Here is a 17,514-nt window from a genome sequence, read left to right on the forward strand (position 1 = left end):
TCCGTGCCGGTCCTCACCGACATCGACAAAGAACGAATCGTCCAAATCGTGTCTGAAATCCTTGAGATCGAACCTTCCGAGATGTCCGATACCAGCCTCTTCAAAGAGGACCACGAGGCCGATTCGCTGCGCGCCATCGAGATTCTCGCCGCGCTGGAACGCACCTTCAAAGTGGAGATCGACCAGGCGGAACTCGCCCGAATGGTGAATCTCCAGGGCATCTACGAGGTGGTGGCCGAGGCGGTCGCGCGGAAGTCGTGATGGCCACCACGCGACGGACTGGCAGCGAGTCCTCGACCGTCCGGGTGGTGGTCACCGGGGTCGGTCCAGTCTCCAGCATCGGCATCGGCGTCGATGACTTCGCCGCCGGCCTGGCCGTCGGCCGCAGTGGAGTCATGCCGATCTCGGCCTTCGACACCACCGGCTTCGCCCATGCCAACGGATGTCCGGTCACCGGGTTCTCACCGAGCTTCACCCGGGTCGATCCAGACCGGATCGGCCGGGCCGCGCAGTTCTCGGTCGCCGCCGCTGGTCTCGCCCTCGCCGACGCCGGCGTGGATCCCACCGACCTGGCGCACCGGCCCGGGGTGGTTTCGGTCGGCACCACCGACGGCGAGTCACAGGATCTCGACCTGCTGACCGAGATGGCCGTGCGAGATGGGCCGGACACCCTGCCCGCGCAGGTGATGGCCCGGGTGCCGGCAAGTTGGCTGTCCGTCTCGGTGGCCCACGAGTACGGGTTGCGCGCCGCGGAGGCGGTCACCCTGCCGACCGCCTGTGCGGCCGGGAACTACGCCATCGGGTACGCCTACGACGTGCTGCGACTGGGCGAGGCCGAGTACGCACTCTGCGGCGGCGCCGACGCGATGTGCCGCAAGACGTTCGCCGGCTTCTACCGGCTGGGCACGATCGCGCCGGAGGTCTGTCAACCGTTCGACGCCGACCGCTGCGGCATCCTCACCGGTGAGGGCGCCGGGATGCTGTTCCTGGAGACGCTCGACCACGCGCGGGAGCGCGGCGCACGCATCTATGCCGAGATCCTCGGCTACGGCATGACCTGTGACGCCAAGCATCCGGTCGCGCCGGACCAGACGCGGATCGCCGAGTGCATCCGGCGGGCGCACCAGAACGCGGGCGTCCGGCCGGCCGACATCGACCTGGTCTCCGCGCACGGCACCGGGACCAAGGCCAACGACCTGACCGAGGCTGCGGCGATCCGCGAGGTGTTCGGCGAGTCGGCCCCGCCCACCGTGTCGATCAAGTCGATGATCGGACACACCATGGGCGCGGCCAGCGCGCTCGCGGCCATCGGCTGCGCGCTCGCGATCGACCGGAAGTTCATTCCACCGACGATCAACCACCGACGCACCGATCCACTGATCGGGCTGGACTGCGTGCCGAACCGGGCCCGCCCCGCCGACCTGCAGATCGTGCAGAACAACGCCTTCGCCTTCGGTGGTAACAACGCGATCCTCGTCCTCGCCAGCCCTGGCGGGCCGGCGTGACCTGGACCATCACCGGGATGGGCCTGGTCAGCAGTCTGGGCGAGGACGCCGAGTCGTCGTTCGCGGCGTTCTGCGCGGGCGCCACCAGCCGGCACCCGCTGCGGGCGTTCGACCCGACCCGGTACCGCGTCCAGCACGCCTACGAACGCGACGACCGCAACGGCGGGACCGACGTGCCCGGCCGGGCCACCCGATGGTTGTGCGAGGCGATCCGCCAGGCCGTCGTCCAGGCCGGCCTGGACACTCCGGCCCGGCGTGGCAGGCTGCGCATTCCGGTCCTGATCGGGACCGGCCTGGCCGAGCAACGGTCGGTCGAGCTGTGGGCCAGCGGCCAGGCCGACGCGTCGATGAGCCAGTTGCACTTTGCCGGCGCCGTCGAGACGACCACCGGATTGACACCCACGGTGACCCTGGTGAACGCCTGCGCGGCCAGCCTCTACGCCCTGGCGGTCGGCACCGACCTACTGCTCGTCGAGGAGGCGGACGCGGTCGTCGTGGCCGGCACCGACGCGCTCAGCGAGAGCATGTTCGGCCTGCTCGACCGGGTGAACGGGGAACCGCCGACGGAGGTGCGGCCGTTCGACGCCGACCGCAAGGGGGTGATCCTCGGCGAGGGCGCCGCGGCCGTGGTGATCGAGCCGGCGAGCCGGGCCCGGGCCCGGGGCGCGAGCGCCCTCGCCGGGCTGCGCGGCGTCGGCACCAGTTGCGACGCCCATCATCTCACCGCGCCGCTGGCCGGTGGCGTGCGGCGGGCCTTTCACGACGGGTACCGACGGGCCGGCGTCGACCCGGTCGACGTCGACCTGGTCCTGGCGCACGGCACCGGAACGCTGCTAAACGACCAGACCGAGGCGGAGGTGCTGCGCGACGTCTTCGGCGGCCACCGCCCGCTGGTGACCGCGCTCAAGTCGCTGATCGGTCACACCTCCGGCGGCTCGGGGCTGATGAGCCTGGTGACCGCGGTGCACTCGCTACGGGCCGGCCAGGTGCCCCCGACGCGGGGCCACACCACACCGATTCCGCCGATCAGAGACTTTCCGGTGGTGACCGGATCCGCCAGGCGGGCACCGCTGAACATTGCGCAGGTGAACGCGTTCGGCTTCGGCGGTGTCAACGCGGTGGCGCTGGTCGACCGGGCGGCCCCCGACGACCCCGCCGACCGCCCGGCGCCGCCCGAGGGCGACGTGGCGATCACCGCCATCGGTCTGGAGATCCCCGGCGGGGCCACGGTCGATGCGCTGCTCGCCGCTGTGGAGGCGGGCGCTCCGGTCCCGCGCGGACCCTTCGATCCCGCCGCCACGCTCGGGCGTCGTGGCCTGCGTTACAAGGATCGCGCAACCCTGCTCGCGCTGTGCGCGGCCGCCCGCGCCCTCACCTCGGCCGGCATGGTGACGCCGGCCGACGGGATCTGCCGGCCGGTCCGCGGCCCCGTGCACGACCGGTTCGGAGTGGTGGTGAGCACCGAACTGGGCCTCGTCGAGACGGTCTGTCGGGTGGCCGGCGCGATCCACGCCGGCGGCGTCGCCGAGTCCAGCCCGATGGACCTGCCCAACGCGTCCGGCAACGTGGCGTCCGCACAGGTCGCGATCTGGTTCCGGCTCGGCGGTCTCAACCTCACCCTGTCGGCCGGTCCCACCTCCGGCATCGACGCGCTGCACCACGCGGCGACGGCCATCCGCGCCGGTCGGGCCGACCGGATGCTCGTCATCGGGGTGGAACCGGCCGACGAGGCGGCGGTCCGGCTGCTGACCGAGACGGCGCGCCGGCACGGTGCCGCCGAACCGCCGCCGGCCTTCGACGGGGCTGCCGCGGTGGTTCTCGAAGGCGCCGGTGCCGCTCGGGACCGTGGTGCGCCGATCCTGGCCCGGCTCGACGGATACGCCCGGCACCGCGACCTGGATGCGCTGTCCGTACCCGCTGGCTGGCGGTGGGCACCCCCGTGCGCGGGCCACGGCGACTCCTCGGCGGCCGATCGGCCGACATCCGGACTCAGGAGCGCCATCGGCGAGGCGTCCGGGGCGTACGGGGTGGTCCAGTGCGTCGTCGAGGCGGCCCGCGCGGCCGACACCGGCGGCAACGCCATCATCGGCGCCGGCGGCTGTTGGGGTGCGGACTACGCCACCCTCCGCCTGCGAGGGACACCGTGACCGGCACCGTCAGCGTCGACGTGATCCGGGAGGCGGTCGGCCCGGCTGCCATCACCGTCGGCCTGATCCACGGGCTGGGCTCCAGCACCAGCGTCTGGACCCGGCTCGCCGAGGCGCTGCCGTCCCCGGTGCGGGTGTGGGCCTACCGGTTGCCGTGGGACGCCACGGACGGCTCGGGCTGGGCGACCGAGCGGGACAGCCAGGTCTGGCTGGACCGGGCCCTGCGCCTGGCCCCCCAACCGGACGTCTACCTGGCCCACTCGTTCGGCGCGAACGTGCTGCTGGATCGGCTGGTCGCCGCGGGCACCGCGAACTGTCGCGGGCTGGTCCTGATGTCGCCGTTCTACCGGCCCTCGCCACTGGCGTTCGACTGGGCGACGATCACCCACTACCTCAACGACTTCGACGACCTCGTCCGCTCGGGTATCAGGGCCCGCCGAGGCGGTCCGCCTGACGAATTACTCGAGGCGATGGTGGCGAAGGTCCGCGAGCGGATCGGGCCGTACGGATGGATGCGGTTCTTCGACCTCTTCACCCGGACCCCTTTCCTCGACCTGCGGGCGGTGGATGTGCCCTGCCTGGTGATCGGCGGCGGCCGGGACACGGCGTCCTATCCGCACGACTGCGAAAGCCTGGCGACCGCCCTGCCGAACGCCCGGCTGGAGATCCTGCCCGACTGCGGGCACTTCACGATGATCGACGAGACCGCCCGGGTGGCCGAGTTGGTGGTGGACTTTCTACACCAGCTCGGTTGTCCCGCCGGGCGGGATCCGGCGGCGGAGGGAGCAGCCATATGACGACGCCTTTGTCCCTTCGGGAGCGATCCGAGGTGGTGGGACGGCCCCGCTACGAGGGGTCCAACATCTGTACCTGGATCGGTTTCAAACACGTCATGTACCTGGTCGAGGAGGCGGTGCTCGACCACCTCCGGCAGAGCGGCCTGGTGCCGCGGCAGTTGTACGAGGAGCACGGTCTCGGGGTGGAGATCGTGGACAGCGACGCCCGGATCGCCAGCGCCCTGCACATGGACGACGAGGTGCACACCGAGGTGGTCAGCCGGCCGAGCGAGGGCGACACCCTGGTGTTCCGCACCACCAGCCATGTCCAGCGCCCCACCGGCCGGATCAAGGCGGTCAGCGCCACGGTCCGGGTCCAGGTGCGCCCAGCCGACCAGGACTCCCCGGACGGGCGGGCCTTCGTCGTCGGCGCCACCGACGGCCGCGGCGGCGTGGACGTGGTCGACGACGACGTCGCGGCTCTCGTCGGCGACGACAACGCCATCGTCTGGCGGTGGCGGGTGCCCTACTTCTACTGCCACTTCTCCCGGACCCTGCAGCACTCGGGCTACCTGCGCCTGATGGAGGAGGTCGTGGACGTGTTCCTCGCCGAGCGGGGAATCTCGATCCGCACCATGCTCGACGGGCAGCGGTGGATTCCGGTGGTGCCGCACGCCCGGGTGACGATCCTCGCGGACGCGCTGATGGAGGAGGAGATCCACACGGTCTTCACCGTCGAGGAGATATTCAAGGATTTCACCTACACCGCCCGGATGGACTGCTACGTGCGCCGGGACGGCCGACTCGTGCAGACCGCGACCGGTCGGATCACCCACGGCTACGCGGAGGTTCTCGACCGCCGGGACTGGAAGCTGGTGTCGTTCGACAGCAGGACGCTCGCCGCCCTGCGGGGAAAGGGCTAGTCATGGCGGGTACGACGATGAATCTGGACGCCGCCAAGCTGGCGATCGAATTGTTCCACGCCGGCAAGGTCGAGCTGATGCGACACATGCTGGCCGAGGATGTGGTGTGGAAGGTGCCGCACAAGAACCCACTGGCGGCCGACATCGTCGGTATCGACAACGTGCTGGAGTTCTTCCGGCGGGTGCAGGTCGAGACGGGTGGCACCTTCAGCGCCGAGGTCCTGGAGATCGCCGCCACCGAACGGGCGGTGTTCTGCATGATGCGGGTTCAGGCGCGGCGACACGACCGGCGCCTCGACCAGAAGGTGATCAACGTGTGGAAGCTCCGTCCGGAGGACGGGAAGGTCGTCGAACGCGAGCTGTTCATGGAGGACCAGCCCGCGTCGGACGAGTTCTGGGCCTTCTGATGGCCCATGTCAGTGGTGCAGATTCGAAAGGGGTAGCCAGCATGAACGCCGAAGCCAGCCCGATGGTCAGACTGCTCCGACTTGGCCACGCACGGTTCTACGCGGCCCACCTGGAGCGACTCGACGAGGGCATCGACGAGAACGTTGAGTGGTACACGCCCGGTGACCACCCACTTTCCGGCCGGATCGTCGGGCTGGAAGGAGTGAAGGAGTGGATGCGCCGGAGCGCCGAAGTCACCAACGGCACCTTCCGGGCGGACACTCACAAGATCATGGCAGACGGCGACACCGCCGTGGTCCTGGCCACCTGGCGCGGTGAGCGCAAGGGCATGGTCCTCGAGATGCCCGGCGTGCAGGTCTTCAAGTTCAACCCGGAGAACAACAAGGTCATCGAATCGCGGATCTGGGTGTACGACGACATCTTCGTCAACAAGTTCTGGTCCGACTGACGTCTCGACCGGTCGAGGGAGTAGCCATGAAGGTGCGTGTGCCGGCGTCACTGAGCCAACGCGGCAGGTCCGGGATGGTCGATCTCGACATACCTCCATCGGCGACCATGCGGGTGGTGCTCGGCGAGATCGAGAAGCAGATCCCGGGCGCCACCGACCGCATCGTCGGTGTCGATGGCCGGCTCCGGGGATACGTCAACCTGTACGTCAACGGCGAGGACGTCCGACACGGCGCCGGCCTGGACACGCCCGTGTCCGAGGCGGACGAGGTGCTGATCCTCCCCGCGATCAGCGGCGGTTGAGATGGCCGGGGCTCCGGCGGCCGGCCGCCCGACCGACTACGACGTCGTCGTGGTCGGCGCTCGGGTGGCCGGCTCCCCCACCGCGATGCTGCTCGCCCGCCGGGGATACCGGGTACTGCTCGTCGACCGGATGCGGTTCCCCAGCGACGTGATGTCGTCGCACTTCATCCACGCGTACGGGGTGGCCCGGCTGGCCCGGTGGGGCCTGTTGCCGCGGCTGCTCGCCACGGGATGTCCGCCGGTCAGCCTGCTCGCCTCCGACTGGGGCGAGATCAGACTGACCGGTACCCCCCCGCCGTACGAGGGGATCCAGTTCGGCGTCTGCCCGCGCCGCATCGTACTCGACCAGTTGCTGCTCACCGCGGCGATCGAGGCGGGAGTGGAGTTCGAGGAGGCCGTCGGCGTCACCGACCTACTCGTCGACGGTGACCGGGTGACGGGCGTCCGACTCCGCCGCGAAGGGGGCCGCCCGGTGCCCGTCACCGCCCGGTACGTGGTGGGTGCCGACGGGATGCGCTCGTTCGTGGCGCGCACCGTCGGGGCGGCCGAATACCACACCATCCCGTCGTTGACGACGACGTTCCTGACCTACTTCGAGAACCTGCCGATGGATCGGCTGCTGATCCACTGGCGGCCGGGAAGGTGCGTGCCGGCGATCCCGACCCATGACGGGCTCACCGTCGTGCTCTGCGGGTGGTCGCACGACGAGTGGCGGACCTATCGGAGCGACGTCGAGGGCAACTACTTCGACACCATCTACCGACACGCCTCGCCGGAGTTCGCCGAACGGGTCCGCGGTGCGCGTCGGGTGGCCCGCATCATCGGCTCCCATCACGCACCGAACTTCTTCCGCAAGCCCTACGGCCCGGGGTGGGCGTTGGTGGGTGACGCCGGCTATCACAAGGATCCGGTGACCGCGCTCGGCATCTCCGACGCGTTCCGGGATGTGGAGCTGCTGACCGACGCGCTGGACCAGGTGCTCGCCGGCGAGCGAGCGGAGCAGGACGCGCTCGGCTCCTACGAACGTCGACGCAACGAGTTGGCCGAGCCGCTGTTCCGGTACACCATCGAGCAGGCCAGGTACGAGCCGTTGGACCGGCTCAAGACCCTGGTCCTGCGGGCTCTGGAGGCCGATGAGGAGGCCCGGAGCCGGTTCTTCGGCGTGCTGGCCGGCAGCGTCCATCCGGAGGAGTTCTCGTCCCTGACCAACGTCGCCGGTCTGCTCGTGCGAACCGGACTGATGCCGGCCAGCCGCCACTCCTGACCGGCCCGTCGCGTCACACGGTCAGGATCTCTCCGCCGTCGACCCCGATCACGTTGCCGGTCAGCCAGGACGGGCGTGCCCGTGCCAGCAGGACCAGCGCCTCGGCCACATCGTCGGGGGTGGTGAGTCGGCCATGTGGGTTGCCCTGCCGGGCCCGTTCGCCCAGCTCGGTGCTCTCTGGGATGCGCAGGAACGACTCCGTGAGGGTGATGCCGGCCCGGATCGCGTTCACCGCGATGCCGTACGGTGCCGCCTCGACGGCGAGCTGGCGGACGTGGGATTCCAGGGCGCTCTTCGCCGCCGACACCGGCCCGTAGGTCGCCGAGATGCGGGCGGTCCCCGCGCTGGTCATCGCGAACACCTTCGAGCCGCTGGGCAACAGACCAGCCGTGAGCAGATCCTGGAACCAGTACACGAGGCTGTGTGCCATCACATCGAGGGTCATGGTCATCTGTTTCCGGCTGACGACCGGGCCGGAGCCACCGGGCTCAGGCAGGAACCGCACGAGGGAACCGAATGCCAGCGAGTGCAGCATCACCCGGACGCCGTCCGGGCCGACCAGCTTGACCATCTCCTCGACGACCCGGGCGCGCACGGTGTCACTGGCGGCGTTGTCGTTGAAGAAGTGTGCCTGCACCCCGTGCGCCCTGATCTGGTCGATCAACTCGTCGACCGCCGACTGCCGGGAGGCGGTGTCGAAATGGACACCCACGATGTTGGATCCGGCCTCCGCCAGGGCGAGAGCACAACTTCGGCCCATGCCGGCGGACGCGCCCAGGATCAGGCTCCAGGTTCCGGCGAGGCTGTTCTCCACCTACGTCACCCCTCAGCTTGTCGGTTGCGGGTCGGGCGGTGCGAGCCGCAGGGCGGCGACATGTCCGTGTGGGCTGGCCGCCACCACCAGGCCCTGGCCGTACTCGGCGAGCAGGCCGACGGTCTGCAGCAGCGGCGAGGCGGTGGCGTACTGCCCGGCCGCGCCGAGGTAGCGCCGCTGGACCAGCGGGACGCCGGACCTCGCCGCGACGAAGTCGCCAACCCGCCGGCTCACCTCGTCGTCGCCGGTGACCGCGTACGGCAGCGGGTCGGCCGCGTCGGCGAGCAGCGCGTCGACCGGGCCGCCGAGGAGCTGCGGGTCCGCCCCGGGCGGCAGGAACCGGCAGAACCCGCCGGTCACCTCAGCCCGGGCCGGCGCGCCTCGGTCCCGGGCGTGGTCGGCCGACTCGACGGCCAGGCAGCACGCGCCCTCGCCGGTCGGGCCGGCGGCCGGGCGTTCCTCGGTGGCACCGGCCAGACCGAGCCTGGCCCGGCCGCGACGGATGGCCGCGGCCAGGGTGAGGACGGCGGCGAGTCCGGCCACCATCGGGTCGGTGAGGGTGAGGTTGAACGCCCGCATCCCGTACTTCATCGAGATGTGACTCGCGGGGATGTTCACCGAGAAGTTCGGCGCCTCCGCCGGGCTGAGCCACTGCGCGCCATCCGTCCGGACCACGTCGTCCAGCCGTCCGACGACCGGGTTCGCCGCGAAGTTGGTGCCCACCACGACGCCCATCGATTCGCCGGGCAGCAGGGCCGGATCCCAGATCGCGTCGGCGAGCGTGAGTCCGGCCGCGGCGAGCAGGAACCGGGTGGCGGGGGTCAGGTACTTCCAGCCACGGCGGCCCAGGTGCGGCACCGGATCGAACCAGTTCGGGTCCGACTCTGGCCCGGTCGGCCCGGCGGCGAGCAGTTCGCGCACTCCGGACGCGGCGGGACAGACCAGTCCGGTGCCGGTGATCACCACGCCGGTCATCACGGTCGTCCCAGCAGGACCGAGATGTTGTTTCCGCCGAACGCGTACGCGTTGACCAGAGCGTGCTCGACGCGCGCCGGAAGCGGCGCACCGGCCGGCAGCGACAGGGCGCAGTCCGGATCGGGCCGGTCGAGCGGGATGTTGGGCGGCACCACCCCGCGCTCGACGATCAACGCCGCCGTGAGCAACGCGAACCCGGCGGCCGCGCCGCCGGTGTGCCCGAGCAGTGCCTTGAGGCTGTAGATCGGCACGGTTTGCCGGGCCGGGCCGAGCACCGTTTCCAGCGCCCGGCTCTCCACCACGTCGTTGAGCGGGGTGCCGGTGCCGTGCGGGATCACGCAGCCGATCTCGTCGGGGTCGATGCCGGCCTCGTCGAGCGCGTCCCGCATGGCGCGGACGATCTGCACGGCCCTGCCGTCCGGCGCGGTCGGGTGGTGGGCGTCGCAGCTCCAACCGGCTCCCTCGACGGTGGCGTAGGCCCGGGTGTGGCCACGGCGACGGGCGTGCGCCTCGGACTCCAGCACCAGGATGGCGGCGCCCTCGCCGAACACCGTGCCCTGCCGGCTGGCGTCGAAGGGTCGACAACGGACGGGGTCCAGGGCACCCATCCGGTTGAAGCAGGCGACGCCGACCCGGGTGTATCCGTCGGCGCCGCCGGTGAGCACCACGTCGGCCTCGCCGTCGCGAATCATGTCTGCGGCCAGGCTGACGCTGTATCCGGAGGCCGAGCAGGCGGTGCTCACACTCGTCACCGGCCCGGTGAGTCCCAGTTCGGCGGCGAGCACCGAGGAGACCTTGAACGGAAACGCGTCCACGCCCGTCGGCACGGCGGCGCCGGCCGGCACGGACTCGAACAGACTCACGTCGCCGACGCCGGTGCCCACGCTGACGCCCGCCTCGATCGGGCCGGCTCCCTCGAACCCGGCGTCGGACATCGCCGCCCTGGCCGCGGCCAGGGCGAAGGTCGAGGTACGCCCGGGACGACCGGCAACGGAGGGCGTCATCGGCTCGGGGAATCCGTCGATCCCGTAGAGCAGTCGATTGTCCATGTTGGCCAGCGGGTCGGCAACCGGGGCCGGGGTGCTGTCGGCGCCGAGCAGGCCGGACCAGTAACTGTCCACAGTGCCGCCCAGGCACGAGACGACACCGACGCCGGTCACCAGTATCCGATCCATGGTCCCCCCGCCGCGAGCGCTGGATTCCGTACGCCTGATCGGCAAGTATAGATTGGGTGACCCGCGCTGGAAAGCGAGCTGAGGAGGAACCCACGAAATGGGGTCGATCACGTACAACCCGCTGACGCCAGGGTACTTTGCTGATCCCTATCCGCACTACGCAGAGCTACGGGCGGAAAATCCGGTACACCTGACGAAGTTCGGCTTTCTACTGCTTACCGGATACCGGGAGGTACTCGCCGCATACGAACATCCCGCCCTTTCTCGCGATACCCGACAATGGGACGGTTTCACCGACTGGCGGCGGGGCAGTGCGGATGGCCCGTTGGAACGCATGATGGCGAACTGGCTGGTCATGATCGATCCGCCCAGGCACACCGCGCTGCGTGAGGTGCACGATCAGGTGTTCACCGCCGACCTGATGGCATCGGCCCGGCCCGTCAGCGAAAAGCTGATCGCCGAACTGCTGGCCGACGGGGTCGCCGCGGGTGGGATGGACCTGGTCGGTCAGTTCGCCGACAAGCTGCCCGTCTACGTGATCAATCACCTGCTCGGCCTGCCCCGCGCCGACTGGGACCAGTTCGTGGCCTGGTCGCGGGCCCTCGCGGCGACCACCGAGCCGCTGCTGACCAGCAAGGTTCTGCGGGCCGGCCAGGAGGCCGTGCAGGGCATGTCGGATTATCTGCGGCCGCTGGCCGCGCAGCGGGCACAGGCGCCCGGGGACGACGTGCTCAGCGGGCTGGCCACCGCCGAGGCGAACGGCGTCCGGCTCAGCGAGGAGGAGCTGCTGGACAGCGTGGTCTTCCTCTACCAGGCCGCCCACCCGACCGGCACCGGTCTCATCGCGCTCGGTGCCCTCGCCCTGCTGCGCAATCCCGACCAGCTCGCCCTGCTGCGGGCCGACCCGACGCTCCTGGCGGGAGCGGTGGAGGAACTGCACCGCTACGACGCCCCGGCACAGATGAACGACAGGGTTGCCACCGAGGACATGGAACTGTTCGGGGTGCCGCTGCGCCGGGGCCAACTCGTCCGGCTCTGTCTCGCCTCGGCCAACCGCGACCCGGCATGGCACCCGGACGCCGAGCGGCTCGATGTCACGCGCCCGAACCCGAGGCACTTCGGCTTCGGGCACGGGCTGCACTACTGCGTCGCCGCCGCGGTGGGGCGCATGCAGTCGCAGGCGGCGTTCGGAGCGCTACTCGACAGTGCGCCCAACCTGCGGTTGACCGACGCCAAGCTCCGGTTCATGCCGTCGGCCAGCAACCGGGGGCTGATCGCGCTGCCGGTCGAATTCTGACCTGCGCCGGCACCGCGCGCCCGCCAAGGACATGGGTCGGGCATCGAACGTCGCGCGGGGGCACCGGATACGGTCGCCCCCGCTCGACCGCCGCTGTCTCCGCCCGCTAGGCCGCGAGCTTGCCCTCGACCAGTTCCCGGACCTCGGAGAACGTGGTCATGTCCTTGACCTCTTCCTCGGAGATCTTGATCTCGTACTTGCGCTCCAGCGCGACCAGCACCTCGAGCGCCTTCAGCGAATCCACGCCCAGCTCCGCGACGAAGTGCGCGTCGTCGGTAACGCTTTCGGTGTCCACGTCAAGCACGTCAGCGACAAATCGGCGCAGCTCTTCGGGATCGAGGGTCTTTACGCTCGTCGACATACTCCGACTCCTCCGTCAGGTTGCGGAAAGGGATGACCTCCTGGGCCGGCACGAATAGGAGGGCCGGCACATATACGGCCTTGACTTTACCGGACGCGGTAGCGCCGTACTAGCCGTCGCACGTCGCGTTCGAGACCACCATCAACCCTCAAAGAAACCATATCCGGTCAGAGCGCACGACGAGGTCGGCGATCTGATTGTCCGGGACGACGGCAATGTCTGGCAACAGCGGATTGCCGGTCAGGCCGAGGGCGTCCAACGAGGACTCCGACACGAAGATCTCACCGCCGTCGCTGCGCAGCCGAGTCAGCGCCGCCCGGTAGTCGGGAAAGACGCCCCAGGCTCGTCCGCCGAGGACGACCGGCTCGACCTCCGGTGCGGCCAGGGCGTACACCGCGGCGCCGGAACGCAGGAGGAGCGTCATCGGCGACTGCCGGTGCAGGCCGTGAATCAACCAGAGCACATGCGCGTACTGTTGCTCCACAGTGCCCCGGTGGGACCGCTCGACGATGGCCAGGGTTGTCCTGGCGGACCCGTTCACTTCGTACCCAGAACCAGGCAGACATCGGCGGCGTTGGCCCGCTGCGAGAACTCGTACGGCGGTCTGATTCGCACGACGGGGATCTGGTCCATCGCGCCGCGCTCCTCGGCGCAGTAGCGGCACACCAACCAGGAGAGCCTGCCGTCAGCCCAGGTGATCAGGTGGGTGGCGAGTGCGGCCGGGGAGGGGAAGTCACCGTCCCAGGCCAGCGCGTTGCGCGGCTTGTCGGGACCGACGCTCGACATGGTGAGTGAGGTCGCGAAACCACACGTCCACATGGTCACCCGATGATCCTGCCGAACCGCCTCCTCGGCGACCCGCACCGTGGTGGTCAGCAGGTCAGACTCGTACGGGGCGCCGATCAGCCCGAGGAACAGCGACCGGCCCATCTCAGTGCCAGACCGGCACGGCGTCCGGGGCCATCAGCAGGCGCACCAGATCCGCCGCCCCACCGAGTCGGACCCCGGGTGGACGCCGATCGGGATCCAGACCGCGGGCCGCGATCGAATAGTCGTCGGCCCACACCCCGACCCCGCGGGCGATCAGGTCCGCCAGCGGATCGGATCGGCCGAGCGCCAGCACCGCGTTCTGGGTCAGGAAGATCGTCACCTCATGGCCGGACTCGCGTAGCGTTCCACCGAGTTCGAACAGGTTCAACACGTCCGGGCTCTCGTGCGCGCCCCGGGTTTCGATGAAGAGGTACGAACGCATGGCCGTCGGGTCACCGAGCCGCCGGACGGAACGTCTCGGCCAGCAGCGCGAGAACCCGCGAACCGTACTCGTCGGCGGCCCGGACGTACGACTGGGTGTGCCCGGCAGCGGGCACGAACCACACCTCGGCCTTCGGGTAGCAGGCCAGTTGCGCCTTGATGTCCGCGGGCCGAGCGACCGGATCGGCCTCGCCGGCGATGAAGAGCAGTCGGATCGAGTGGTCTCCGAGTTCCTGCGGCCACGGTGCGGGCTTGAGGAAGAACACCGCGGCGCGGACGAAACTGGCTCGGGCTATCGCCGACATCATCGGCCCCCGCATGAAGCGCGGCAGCCGCGCGGCGGTGGCGTCGAACATCCGCCGAAGAGTGCCCTCGATCTCCAGCGTCGGCCCGCTGTCGCAGATCACCGCGCGGACCAGGTCCGGCTCCAGCCGGGCGGCCTCCAGCGAGGTCCAGGCCGACATGGAGAAGCCCAGGCAGGCGACTTTGACATCGCCGAGACCCGGCCGGTCCCGGACCGCGGCCACCACCCGGTGGTGGTCGATGGCGTACCGCGGCGACTGGCCACGCAGCAGCCCGTCGTCCGCGCTTTCGCCATGGTTGCGCATGTCGAAGGCCAGGATGTGGTAGCCGGCGTCGTGCAGGACCTTCGCCAGCGGCATGACCATTCCGCTGTTCGCGCCCAGACCGTGACCCAGCACCACGACCACGTCGCCGCCCGCCGGTGCCGGAATGAACACGCATGCCAGCCGCACGTCGTCGGCGCCCGCGACGGTGAATCGTTCGGCGGACATCCCGAACTTCTCGGGCGTCTGCCGCACCGGCCGTCGTTTCGGGTGATAGGTCCGCCAGGCGGCACGTACCATCTGCGCCACCGTCAGCGCCACCGGAACCACCGTGACCACGGAAAGCACATCCAACAACCGCGATGCCCGCGGCGCCGCCGCCTGGTTCCCCATCCGCCCACCCACCTAACAGGGATTATCGCACCAGTGTGGAGCACGACATCTCGAATCCTGGATCCGCGTCATGCTAACACGGTGAGCTTCGATATTTGGCTTCCGCTGCGGTAGAGTGGCCCCCGATCGAGGAGGCGATTACCGGTGGCCGAAGGCGACGTGATGACAGACCTCACCGCCCTCGCCACTCCACTTGGCAAACGGGTTCAGGTTCGCGAACGACATTCCGACGGACTGACCGCGACGTATCTGGTCGATGACAACGAGCTAGTACTATCTGGACACTTTCCCGGATTCGCCATCTTCCCGGGCGTCTGTCTCATCGAGTGCGCCCACCAGGCCGCGCTACTCGCCCTACCGCCCGGCATGACACTCGCGTCGGTCGAGCGGGTGCGATTCCACTCCCCGGTCTTCCCCGGCGACGAGATCACCGTCCGTCTGACCATCGCCGACCGGACCGGCACGGCGCGACTGACGGTCCGACGGCCCGGCGTCGACCAGCCGCTGAACGCCGCCGACATCCGCCTGCGCTATCGGGAGCGGGACGACCGTGAACATCGCTGACATCCGGGCGCTGCTGCCGCACCGGTACCCGATGCTGCTCGTCGACCAGGTGCACGACGTCCAACCCGGCGAGTGGCTTGTCGCCAGCAAGGCCGTCACCGCCAACGAGCCCTGCTACGCCGGCCTGCCCGAGGGCGCCACCGACCACGCGTACCCGGCGTCCCTGCTTATCGAGTCCTGGTGTCAGGCGGCCGGCGTGCTGACCGTCCTCGGTCGTCCCAATCCCGACGTGCTCACCGGTCAGGTCACCCTGTTCGCCGCCATCGCCGATCTAGAACTGGTGGCGCCCGTGTGGCCGGGTGACGTCCTGCGGCACCGGGTGCTGGCCCAGAAGATCGTGTCCGACGCCGCGGTGTTGGAGGGCGAGTCGACGGTCGACGGCCGGCAGGTCCTGCGGGTGGGCCGGATCATCATCGCCCTGCGCCCAGCGAGCGAGCTGGGGCCGACCGCCGGACGGGAGCCAGGATGAGCGACGCACGGTTCTACTTCTCCCTACGCAGCCCCTACTCGTGGCTGGCCTACCAGGACCTGATGACCCACTACCCGGACGTGGTCCGCCGGGTCGAGTGGCGACCGTTCTGGGAGCCCGACGAGGAGTCCCAGCGGCTGCTCGCCGAGGCGGACGGGTCGTTTCCCTACGTGGACATGTCGCGAGCCAAGGCCCGCTACATACTCGCGGACGTGCGCCGGCTCGCTCGTGCCCGAGGGCTGACCATCGTCTGGCCGGTGGACCGCAAGCCATGCTGGGAGGTCTGCCACCTCGCCTATTTGGAGGCTCACCGACACGGTGCCGGCCAACGCTTCATCGCCAGCGCGTACGCGGCCCGCTGGGAGCGGGGTCGCGACATCACCGACCCCGCCGTCGTCGCCGACATCGCCGCGGACCTCGGCCTCGACCCGGTCGCGCTCTCCACCGCCGTCGACGATCCCCGGGTACGCCAGGAGGGGCTGCGCGCCCTGCAGGCAATCGACAACGACGGTGTCTTCGGCGTGCCCTTCTTCATCAAGGGCCGACAGAAATACTGGGGCGTCGACCGGTTGCCCGACTTCGTGGCGGAGGTGCGCGGCGAGCCGCCCGGCCAAGCCCATCAGACCGGTCGAGCCACCACACCGGACCGGCCACCCGCGCCGCTCGACGGGGCGGGCCTCGGCCCAGCGGCCGACCAGGGCCACGCCGGCGGCTGCGGGTAGCCGCTCGCCGGAACGGCGGCGCTCACAGCACCATCCCGCCGTCCACGCCGAGCACCTGCCCGGTGATGTATCGAGCCCGGTCGGAGAGGAGGAACGCCACGACGTCGCCGACATCCTCCGGGGTTCCCATCCGACGCAGCGGGATCTGAGTCAACATCCGGTCCCGCACCGCCTCGGACAGCCCGCCGGTCATGTCGGTGTCGATCATGCCCGGCGCCACCGCGTTGACCCGGATGCCGTACCCCCCGACCTCCTTGGCCAGCGATTTCGCCAGACCGATGATCCCGGCCTTGGTGGCGGCGTAGTTCGCCTGAGTGGCGTTGCCGCGCACCCCGACCACGGACGACATCACCACGACGCTGCCCGCCCGGCGCTTCATCATCGAGAAGACCGCCGCCCGGCAGGCATGGTACGTGCCGTCCAGATTGACGTCGCGTACCTCCCGCCACTGATCCAGGGTCATCAGGACCAACGGATTGTCCCGCACTATCCCGGCGCAGGTGACCACGGCGTCGACCGGACCCAACTGCTCCTCCGAGACGGCGAAGAACTTCTTCACCCCATCGAAGTCACGGACGTCCACCTGATGGTGCACGACTCGCCCGCCGAATGACATCGCCTCCCGGCACACCTGCTCGGCGGCGGCGGCGTTGGCCTGATAGGCGAAGCTCACGTCGTACCCGTCGGCGGCGAGCCGGAGCACGACGGCGCGGCCGATCCCACGGGACCCGCCGGTCACGATCGCCACCGGCCGCGCCGGGCGATCCGACCCCTCGGCGCCAGCGCCGTCGCCCGTCACAGCGTCAGCTCCACGTCCTGGACCAGGTCGCCGCGCCAACGGACCACCATGCTCCCGGCCCGTCCCGACTCCCAGTCGAATCGCACCCGCACCGTATCGGTGTCGACCGGTTCGATCTCGACCAACCGCATGGCTTCCCGCGGCGGCCGGGCCGCGTACACGCCGGCGATCGCCTCGCGGCCCACCAGCGGCCCACCCGGCGCGTTCGTCACGAGCATGCGGGCGTCCTGCGTGAACGTGGCGACGAACGGTGTCCAGTCTCCGCTGCGGACACACGCGTTGAACAGCGCAGTATGGACGTTCACCGCGCCGACGAGGTCGGGCGTGCCGTCGGCGTTGACCATGGAGCCTCCCT

Annotated in this window: 23 protein-coding genes; 13 read left to right on the forward strand and 10 right to left on the reverse strand. The window is 70.0% G+C overall.

Annotated features, from left to right (window positions below):
* The first annotated feature begins 3 nt into the window (after nucleotides 1-3).
* Genes O7627_RS20645 through O7627_RS20685 form a run of 9 tightly spaced genes read left to right on the forward strand, consistent with a single transcriptional unit; the run spans nucleotide 4 to nucleotide 7,773 of the window.
* Nucleotides 4-261 carry an acyl carrier protein gene (locus tag O7627_RS20645; protein WP_278095141.1) on the forward strand — a complete coding sequence of 86 codons (258 nt, stop codon included), beginning with the start codon at nucleotides 4-6 and terminating at the stop codon, nucleotides 259-261.
* Complete coding sequence (locus tag O7627_RS20650) at nucleotides 261-1,505, forward strand: beta-ketoacyl-[acyl-carrier-protein] synthase family protein (RefSeq protein WP_278095142.1); 1,245 nt, start codon at nucleotides 261-263, stop codon at nucleotides 1,503-1,505. Before O7627_RS20645 ends, O7627_RS20650 begins: the two co-directional genes overlap by 1 nt.
* On the forward strand, nucleotides 1,502-3,652 hold the full coding sequence (locus tag O7627_RS20655; protein ID WP_278095143.1) for a beta-ketoacyl synthase N-terminal-like domain-containing protein: 2,151 nt from the start codon (nucleotides 1,502-1,504) through the stop codon (nucleotides 3,650-3,652). Before O7627_RS20650 ends, O7627_RS20655 begins: the two co-directional genes overlap by 4 nt.
* Nucleotides 3,649-4,449: an alpha/beta hydrolase gene (locus O7627_RS20660; RefSeq protein ID WP_278095144.1), complete on the forward strand. Its 801-nt coding sequence runs from the start codon at nucleotides 3,649-3,651 to the stop codon at nucleotides 4,447-4,449. The genes O7627_RS20655 and O7627_RS20660 overlap by 4 nt, the downstream gene beginning before the upstream one ends.
* On the forward strand, nucleotides 4,446-5,351 hold the full coding sequence (locus O7627_RS20665; protein WP_278095145.1) for a thioesterase family protein: 906 nt from the start codon (nucleotides 4,446-4,448) through the stop codon (nucleotides 5,349-5,351). The genes O7627_RS20660 and O7627_RS20665 overlap by 4 nt, the downstream gene beginning before the upstream one ends.
* Before the next feature lie 2 nt (nucleotides 5,352-5,353).
* Entirely contained in the window at nucleotides 5,354-5,758 is a 405-nt protein-coding gene (locus tag O7627_RS20670) for a nuclear transport factor 2 family protein (protein ID WP_278095146.1), read from the forward strand.
* A gap of 41 nt (nucleotides 5,759-5,799) precedes the next feature.
* Nucleotides 5,800-6,207, forward strand: coding sequence for a nuclear transport factor 2 family protein (locus O7627_RS20675; RefSeq protein ID WP_278095147.1), 408 nt, complete (start codon nucleotides 5,800-5,802; stop codon nucleotides 6,205-6,207).
* A gap of 26 nt (nucleotides 6,208-6,233) precedes the next feature.
* On the forward strand, nucleotides 6,234-6,509 hold the full coding sequence (locus tag O7627_RS20680; protein ID WP_278095148.1) for a ubiquitin-like small modifier protein 1: 276 nt from the start codon (nucleotides 6,234-6,236) through the stop codon (nucleotides 6,507-6,509).
* A 1-nt stretch (nucleotide 6,510) separates the two neighbouring features.
* Complete coding sequence (locus O7627_RS20685) at nucleotides 6,511-7,773, forward strand: NAD(P)/FAD-dependent oxidoreductase (RefSeq protein WP_278095149.1); 1,263 nt, start codon at nucleotides 6,511-6,513, stop codon at nucleotides 7,771-7,773.
* 13 nt (nucleotides 7,774-7,786) lie between these two features.
* Here O7627_RS20685 and O7627_RS20690 read toward each other — a convergent pair whose 3' ends face one another.
* The 3 genes from O7627_RS20690 to O7627_RS20700 are packed head-to-tail and all read right to left on the reverse strand — an operon-like array spanning nucleotide 7,787 to nucleotide 10,722.
* Nucleotides 7,787-8,587: an SDR family oxidoreductase gene (locus tag O7627_RS20690; RefSeq protein ID WP_278095150.1), complete on the reverse strand. Its 801-nt coding sequence runs from the start codon at nucleotides 8,585-8,587 to the stop codon at nucleotides 7,787-7,789.
* 12 nt (nucleotides 8,588-8,599) lie between these two features.
* On the reverse strand, nucleotides 8,600-9,562 hold the full coding sequence (locus O7627_RS20695) for a beta-ketoacyl synthase N-terminal-like domain-containing protein (protein ID WP_278095151.1): 963 nt from the start codon (nucleotides 9,560-9,562) through the stop codon (nucleotides 8,600-8,602).
* Nucleotides 9,562-10,722, reverse strand: coding sequence for a beta-ketoacyl-[acyl-carrier-protein] synthase family protein (locus tag O7627_RS20700; protein WP_278095152.1), 1,161 nt, complete (start codon nucleotides 10,720-10,722; stop codon nucleotides 9,562-9,564). Before O7627_RS20700 ends, O7627_RS20695 begins: the two co-directional genes overlap by 1 nt.
* A 349-nt stretch (nucleotides 10,723-11,071) precedes the next feature.
* Between O7627_RS20700 and O7627_RS20705 the strand changes: the two genes are divergently transcribed.
* Nucleotides 11,072-12,034 carry a cytochrome P450 gene (locus O7627_RS20705; protein WP_278098356.1) on the forward strand — a complete coding sequence of 321 codons (963 nt, stop codon included), beginning with the start codon at nucleotides 11,072-11,074 and terminating at the stop codon, nucleotides 12,032-12,034.
* A 106-nt stretch (nucleotides 12,035-12,140) separates the two neighbouring features.
* On the opposite strand, the gene O7627_RS20710 is transcribed toward O7627_RS20705, so the two are convergent.
* From O7627_RS20710 to O7627_RS20730, 5 genes are all read right to left on the reverse strand, one after another.
* On the reverse strand, nucleotides 12,141-12,395 hold the full coding sequence (locus O7627_RS20710; RefSeq protein WP_278095153.1) for an acyl carrier protein: 255 nt from the start codon (nucleotides 12,393-12,395) through the stop codon (nucleotides 12,141-12,143).
* 148 nt (nucleotides 12,396-12,543) lie between these two features.
* Nucleotides 12,544-12,879, reverse strand: coding sequence for a hypothetical protein (locus tag O7627_RS20715; protein WP_278095154.1), 336 nt, complete (start codon nucleotides 12,877-12,879; stop codon nucleotides 12,544-12,546).
* Nucleotides 12,880-12,932: 53 nt separating this feature from the next.
* Entirely contained in the window at nucleotides 12,933-13,325 is a 393-nt protein-coding gene (locus tag O7627_RS20720) for a hypothetical protein (protein WP_278095155.1), read from the reverse strand.
* 1 nt (nucleotide 13,326) lies between these two features.
* The gene (locus tag O7627_RS20725; protein WP_278095156.1) at nucleotides 13,327-13,647 is read right to left on the reverse strand and encodes a DsrE family protein; all 321 of its coding nucleotides are present in this window, start codon (nucleotides 13,645-13,647) and stop codon (nucleotides 13,327-13,329) included.
* Nucleotides 13,648-13,657: 10 nt separating this feature from the next.
* Nucleotides 13,658-14,533: an alpha/beta fold hydrolase gene (locus O7627_RS20730; RefSeq protein ID WP_278095157.1), complete on the reverse strand. Its 876-nt coding sequence runs from the start codon at nucleotides 14,531-14,533 to the stop codon at nucleotides 13,658-13,660.
* A 234-nt stretch (nucleotides 14,534-14,767) separates the two neighbouring features.
* Here O7627_RS20730 and O7627_RS20735 point away from each other — a divergent pair, with 234 nt between their 5' ends.
* From O7627_RS20735 to O7627_RS20745, 3 genes are read left to right on the forward strand one after another with little or no spacing between them, the layout of a single operon-like run.
* Nucleotides 14,768-15,169 carry a hypothetical protein gene (locus O7627_RS20735; protein ID WP_278095158.1) on the forward strand — a complete coding sequence of 134 codons (402 nt, stop codon included), beginning with the start codon at nucleotides 14,768-14,770 and terminating at the stop codon, nucleotides 15,167-15,169.
* Nucleotides 15,156-15,638 carry a beta-hydroxyacyl-ACP dehydratase gene (locus O7627_RS20740; protein ID WP_278095159.1) on the forward strand — a complete coding sequence of 161 codons (483 nt, stop codon included), beginning with the start codon at nucleotides 15,156-15,158 and terminating at the stop codon, nucleotides 15,636-15,638. Before O7627_RS20735 ends, O7627_RS20740 begins: the two co-directional genes overlap by 14 nt.
* Complete coding sequence (locus O7627_RS20745; protein WP_278095160.1) at nucleotides 15,635-16,360, forward strand: DsbA family protein; 726 nt, start codon at nucleotides 15,635-15,637, stop codon at nucleotides 16,358-16,360. The genes O7627_RS20740 and O7627_RS20745 overlap by 4 nt, the downstream gene beginning before the upstream one ends.
* 22 nt (nucleotides 16,361-16,382) lie before the next feature.
* Here O7627_RS20745 and fabG read toward each other — a convergent pair whose 3' ends face one another.
* Both fabG and O7627_RS20755 read right to left on the reverse strand, forming a co-directional pair.
* Nucleotides 16,383-17,159 carry a 3-oxoacyl-[acyl-carrier-protein] reductase gene (gene fabG / locus O7627_RS20750; RefSeq protein WP_278095161.1) on the reverse strand — a complete coding sequence of 259 codons (777 nt, stop codon included), beginning with the start codon at nucleotides 17,157-17,159 and terminating at the stop codon, nucleotides 16,383-16,385.
* Nucleotides 17,156-17,503: a nuclear transport factor 2 family protein gene (locus tag O7627_RS20755; protein ID WP_278095162.1), complete on the reverse strand. Its 348-nt coding sequence runs from the start codon at nucleotides 17,501-17,503 to the stop codon at nucleotides 17,156-17,158. Before O7627_RS20755 ends, fabG begins: the two co-directional genes overlap by 4 nt.
* Nucleotides 17,504-17,514 lie beyond the last annotated feature (11 nt).

The sequence above is a fragment of the Solwaraspora sp. WMMD1047 genome (assembly GCF_029626155.1).
Taxonomy (GTDB): domain Bacteria; phylum Actinomycetota; class Actinomycetes; order Mycobacteriales; family Micromonosporaceae; genus WMMD1047.

What these genes read in the sequence shown, in the direction of transcription:
- O7627_RS20720 (WP_278095155.1), bottom strand. Translation starts at nt 13,325, where the DNA reads ATGGGCCGGTCGCTGTTCCTCGGGCTGATCGGCGCCCCGTACGAGTCT.
- O7627_RS20705 (WP_278098356.1), top strand. Translation starts at nt 11,072, where the DNA reads ATGATGGCGAACTGGCTGGTCATGATCGATCCGCCCAGGCACACCGCG.
- O7627_RS20710 (WP_278095153.1), bottom strand. Translation starts at nt 12,395, where the DNA reads ATGTCGACGAGCGTAAAGACCCTCGATCCCGAAGAGCTGCGCCGATTT.
- O7627_RS20685 (WP_278095149.1), top strand. Translation starts at nt 6,511, where the DNA reads ATGGCCGGGGCTCCGGCGGCCGGCCGCCCGACCGACTACGACGTCGTC.
- O7627_RS20735 (WP_278095158.1), top strand. Translation starts at nt 14,768, where the DNA reads ATGACAGACCTCACCGCCCTCGCCACTCCACTTGGCAAACGGGTTCAG.
- O7627_RS20680 (WP_278095148.1), top strand. Translation starts at nt 6,234, where the DNA reads ATGAAGGTGCGTGTGCCGGCGTCACTGAGCCAACGCGGCAGGTCCGGG.
- O7627_RS20670 (WP_278095146.1), top strand. Translation starts at nt 5,354, where the DNA reads ATGGCGGGTACGACGATGAATCTGGACGCCGCCAAGCTGGCGATCGAA.
- O7627_RS20650 (WP_278095142.1), top strand. Translation starts at nt 261, where the DNA reads ATGGCCACCACGCGACGGACTGGCAGCGAGTCCTCGACCGTCCGGGTG.
- O7627_RS20675 (WP_278095147.1), top strand. Translation starts at nt 5,800, where the DNA reads ATGAACGCCGAAGCCAGCCCGATGGTCAGACTGCTCCGACTTGGCCAC.
- O7627_RS20725 (WP_278095156.1), bottom strand. Translation starts at nt 13,647, where the DNA reads ATGCGTTCGTACCTCTTCATCGAAACCCGGGGCGCGCACGAGAGCCCG.
- O7627_RS20755 (WP_278095162.1), bottom strand. Translation starts at nt 17,503, where the DNA reads ATGGTCAACGCCGACGGCACGCCCGACCTCGTCGGCGCGGTGAACGTC.
- O7627_RS20665 (WP_278095145.1), top strand. Translation starts at nt 4,446, where the DNA reads ATGACGACGCCTTTGTCCCTTCGGGAGCGATCCGAGGTGGTGGGACGG.
- O7627_RS20695 (WP_278095151.1), bottom strand. Translation starts at nt 9,562, where the DNA reads ATGACCGGCGTGGTGATCACCGGCACCGGACTGGTCTGTCCCGCCGCG.
- O7627_RS20745 (WP_278095160.1), top strand. Translation starts at nt 15,635, where the DNA reads ATGAGCGACGCACGGTTCTACTTCTCCCTACGCAGCCCCTACTCGTGG.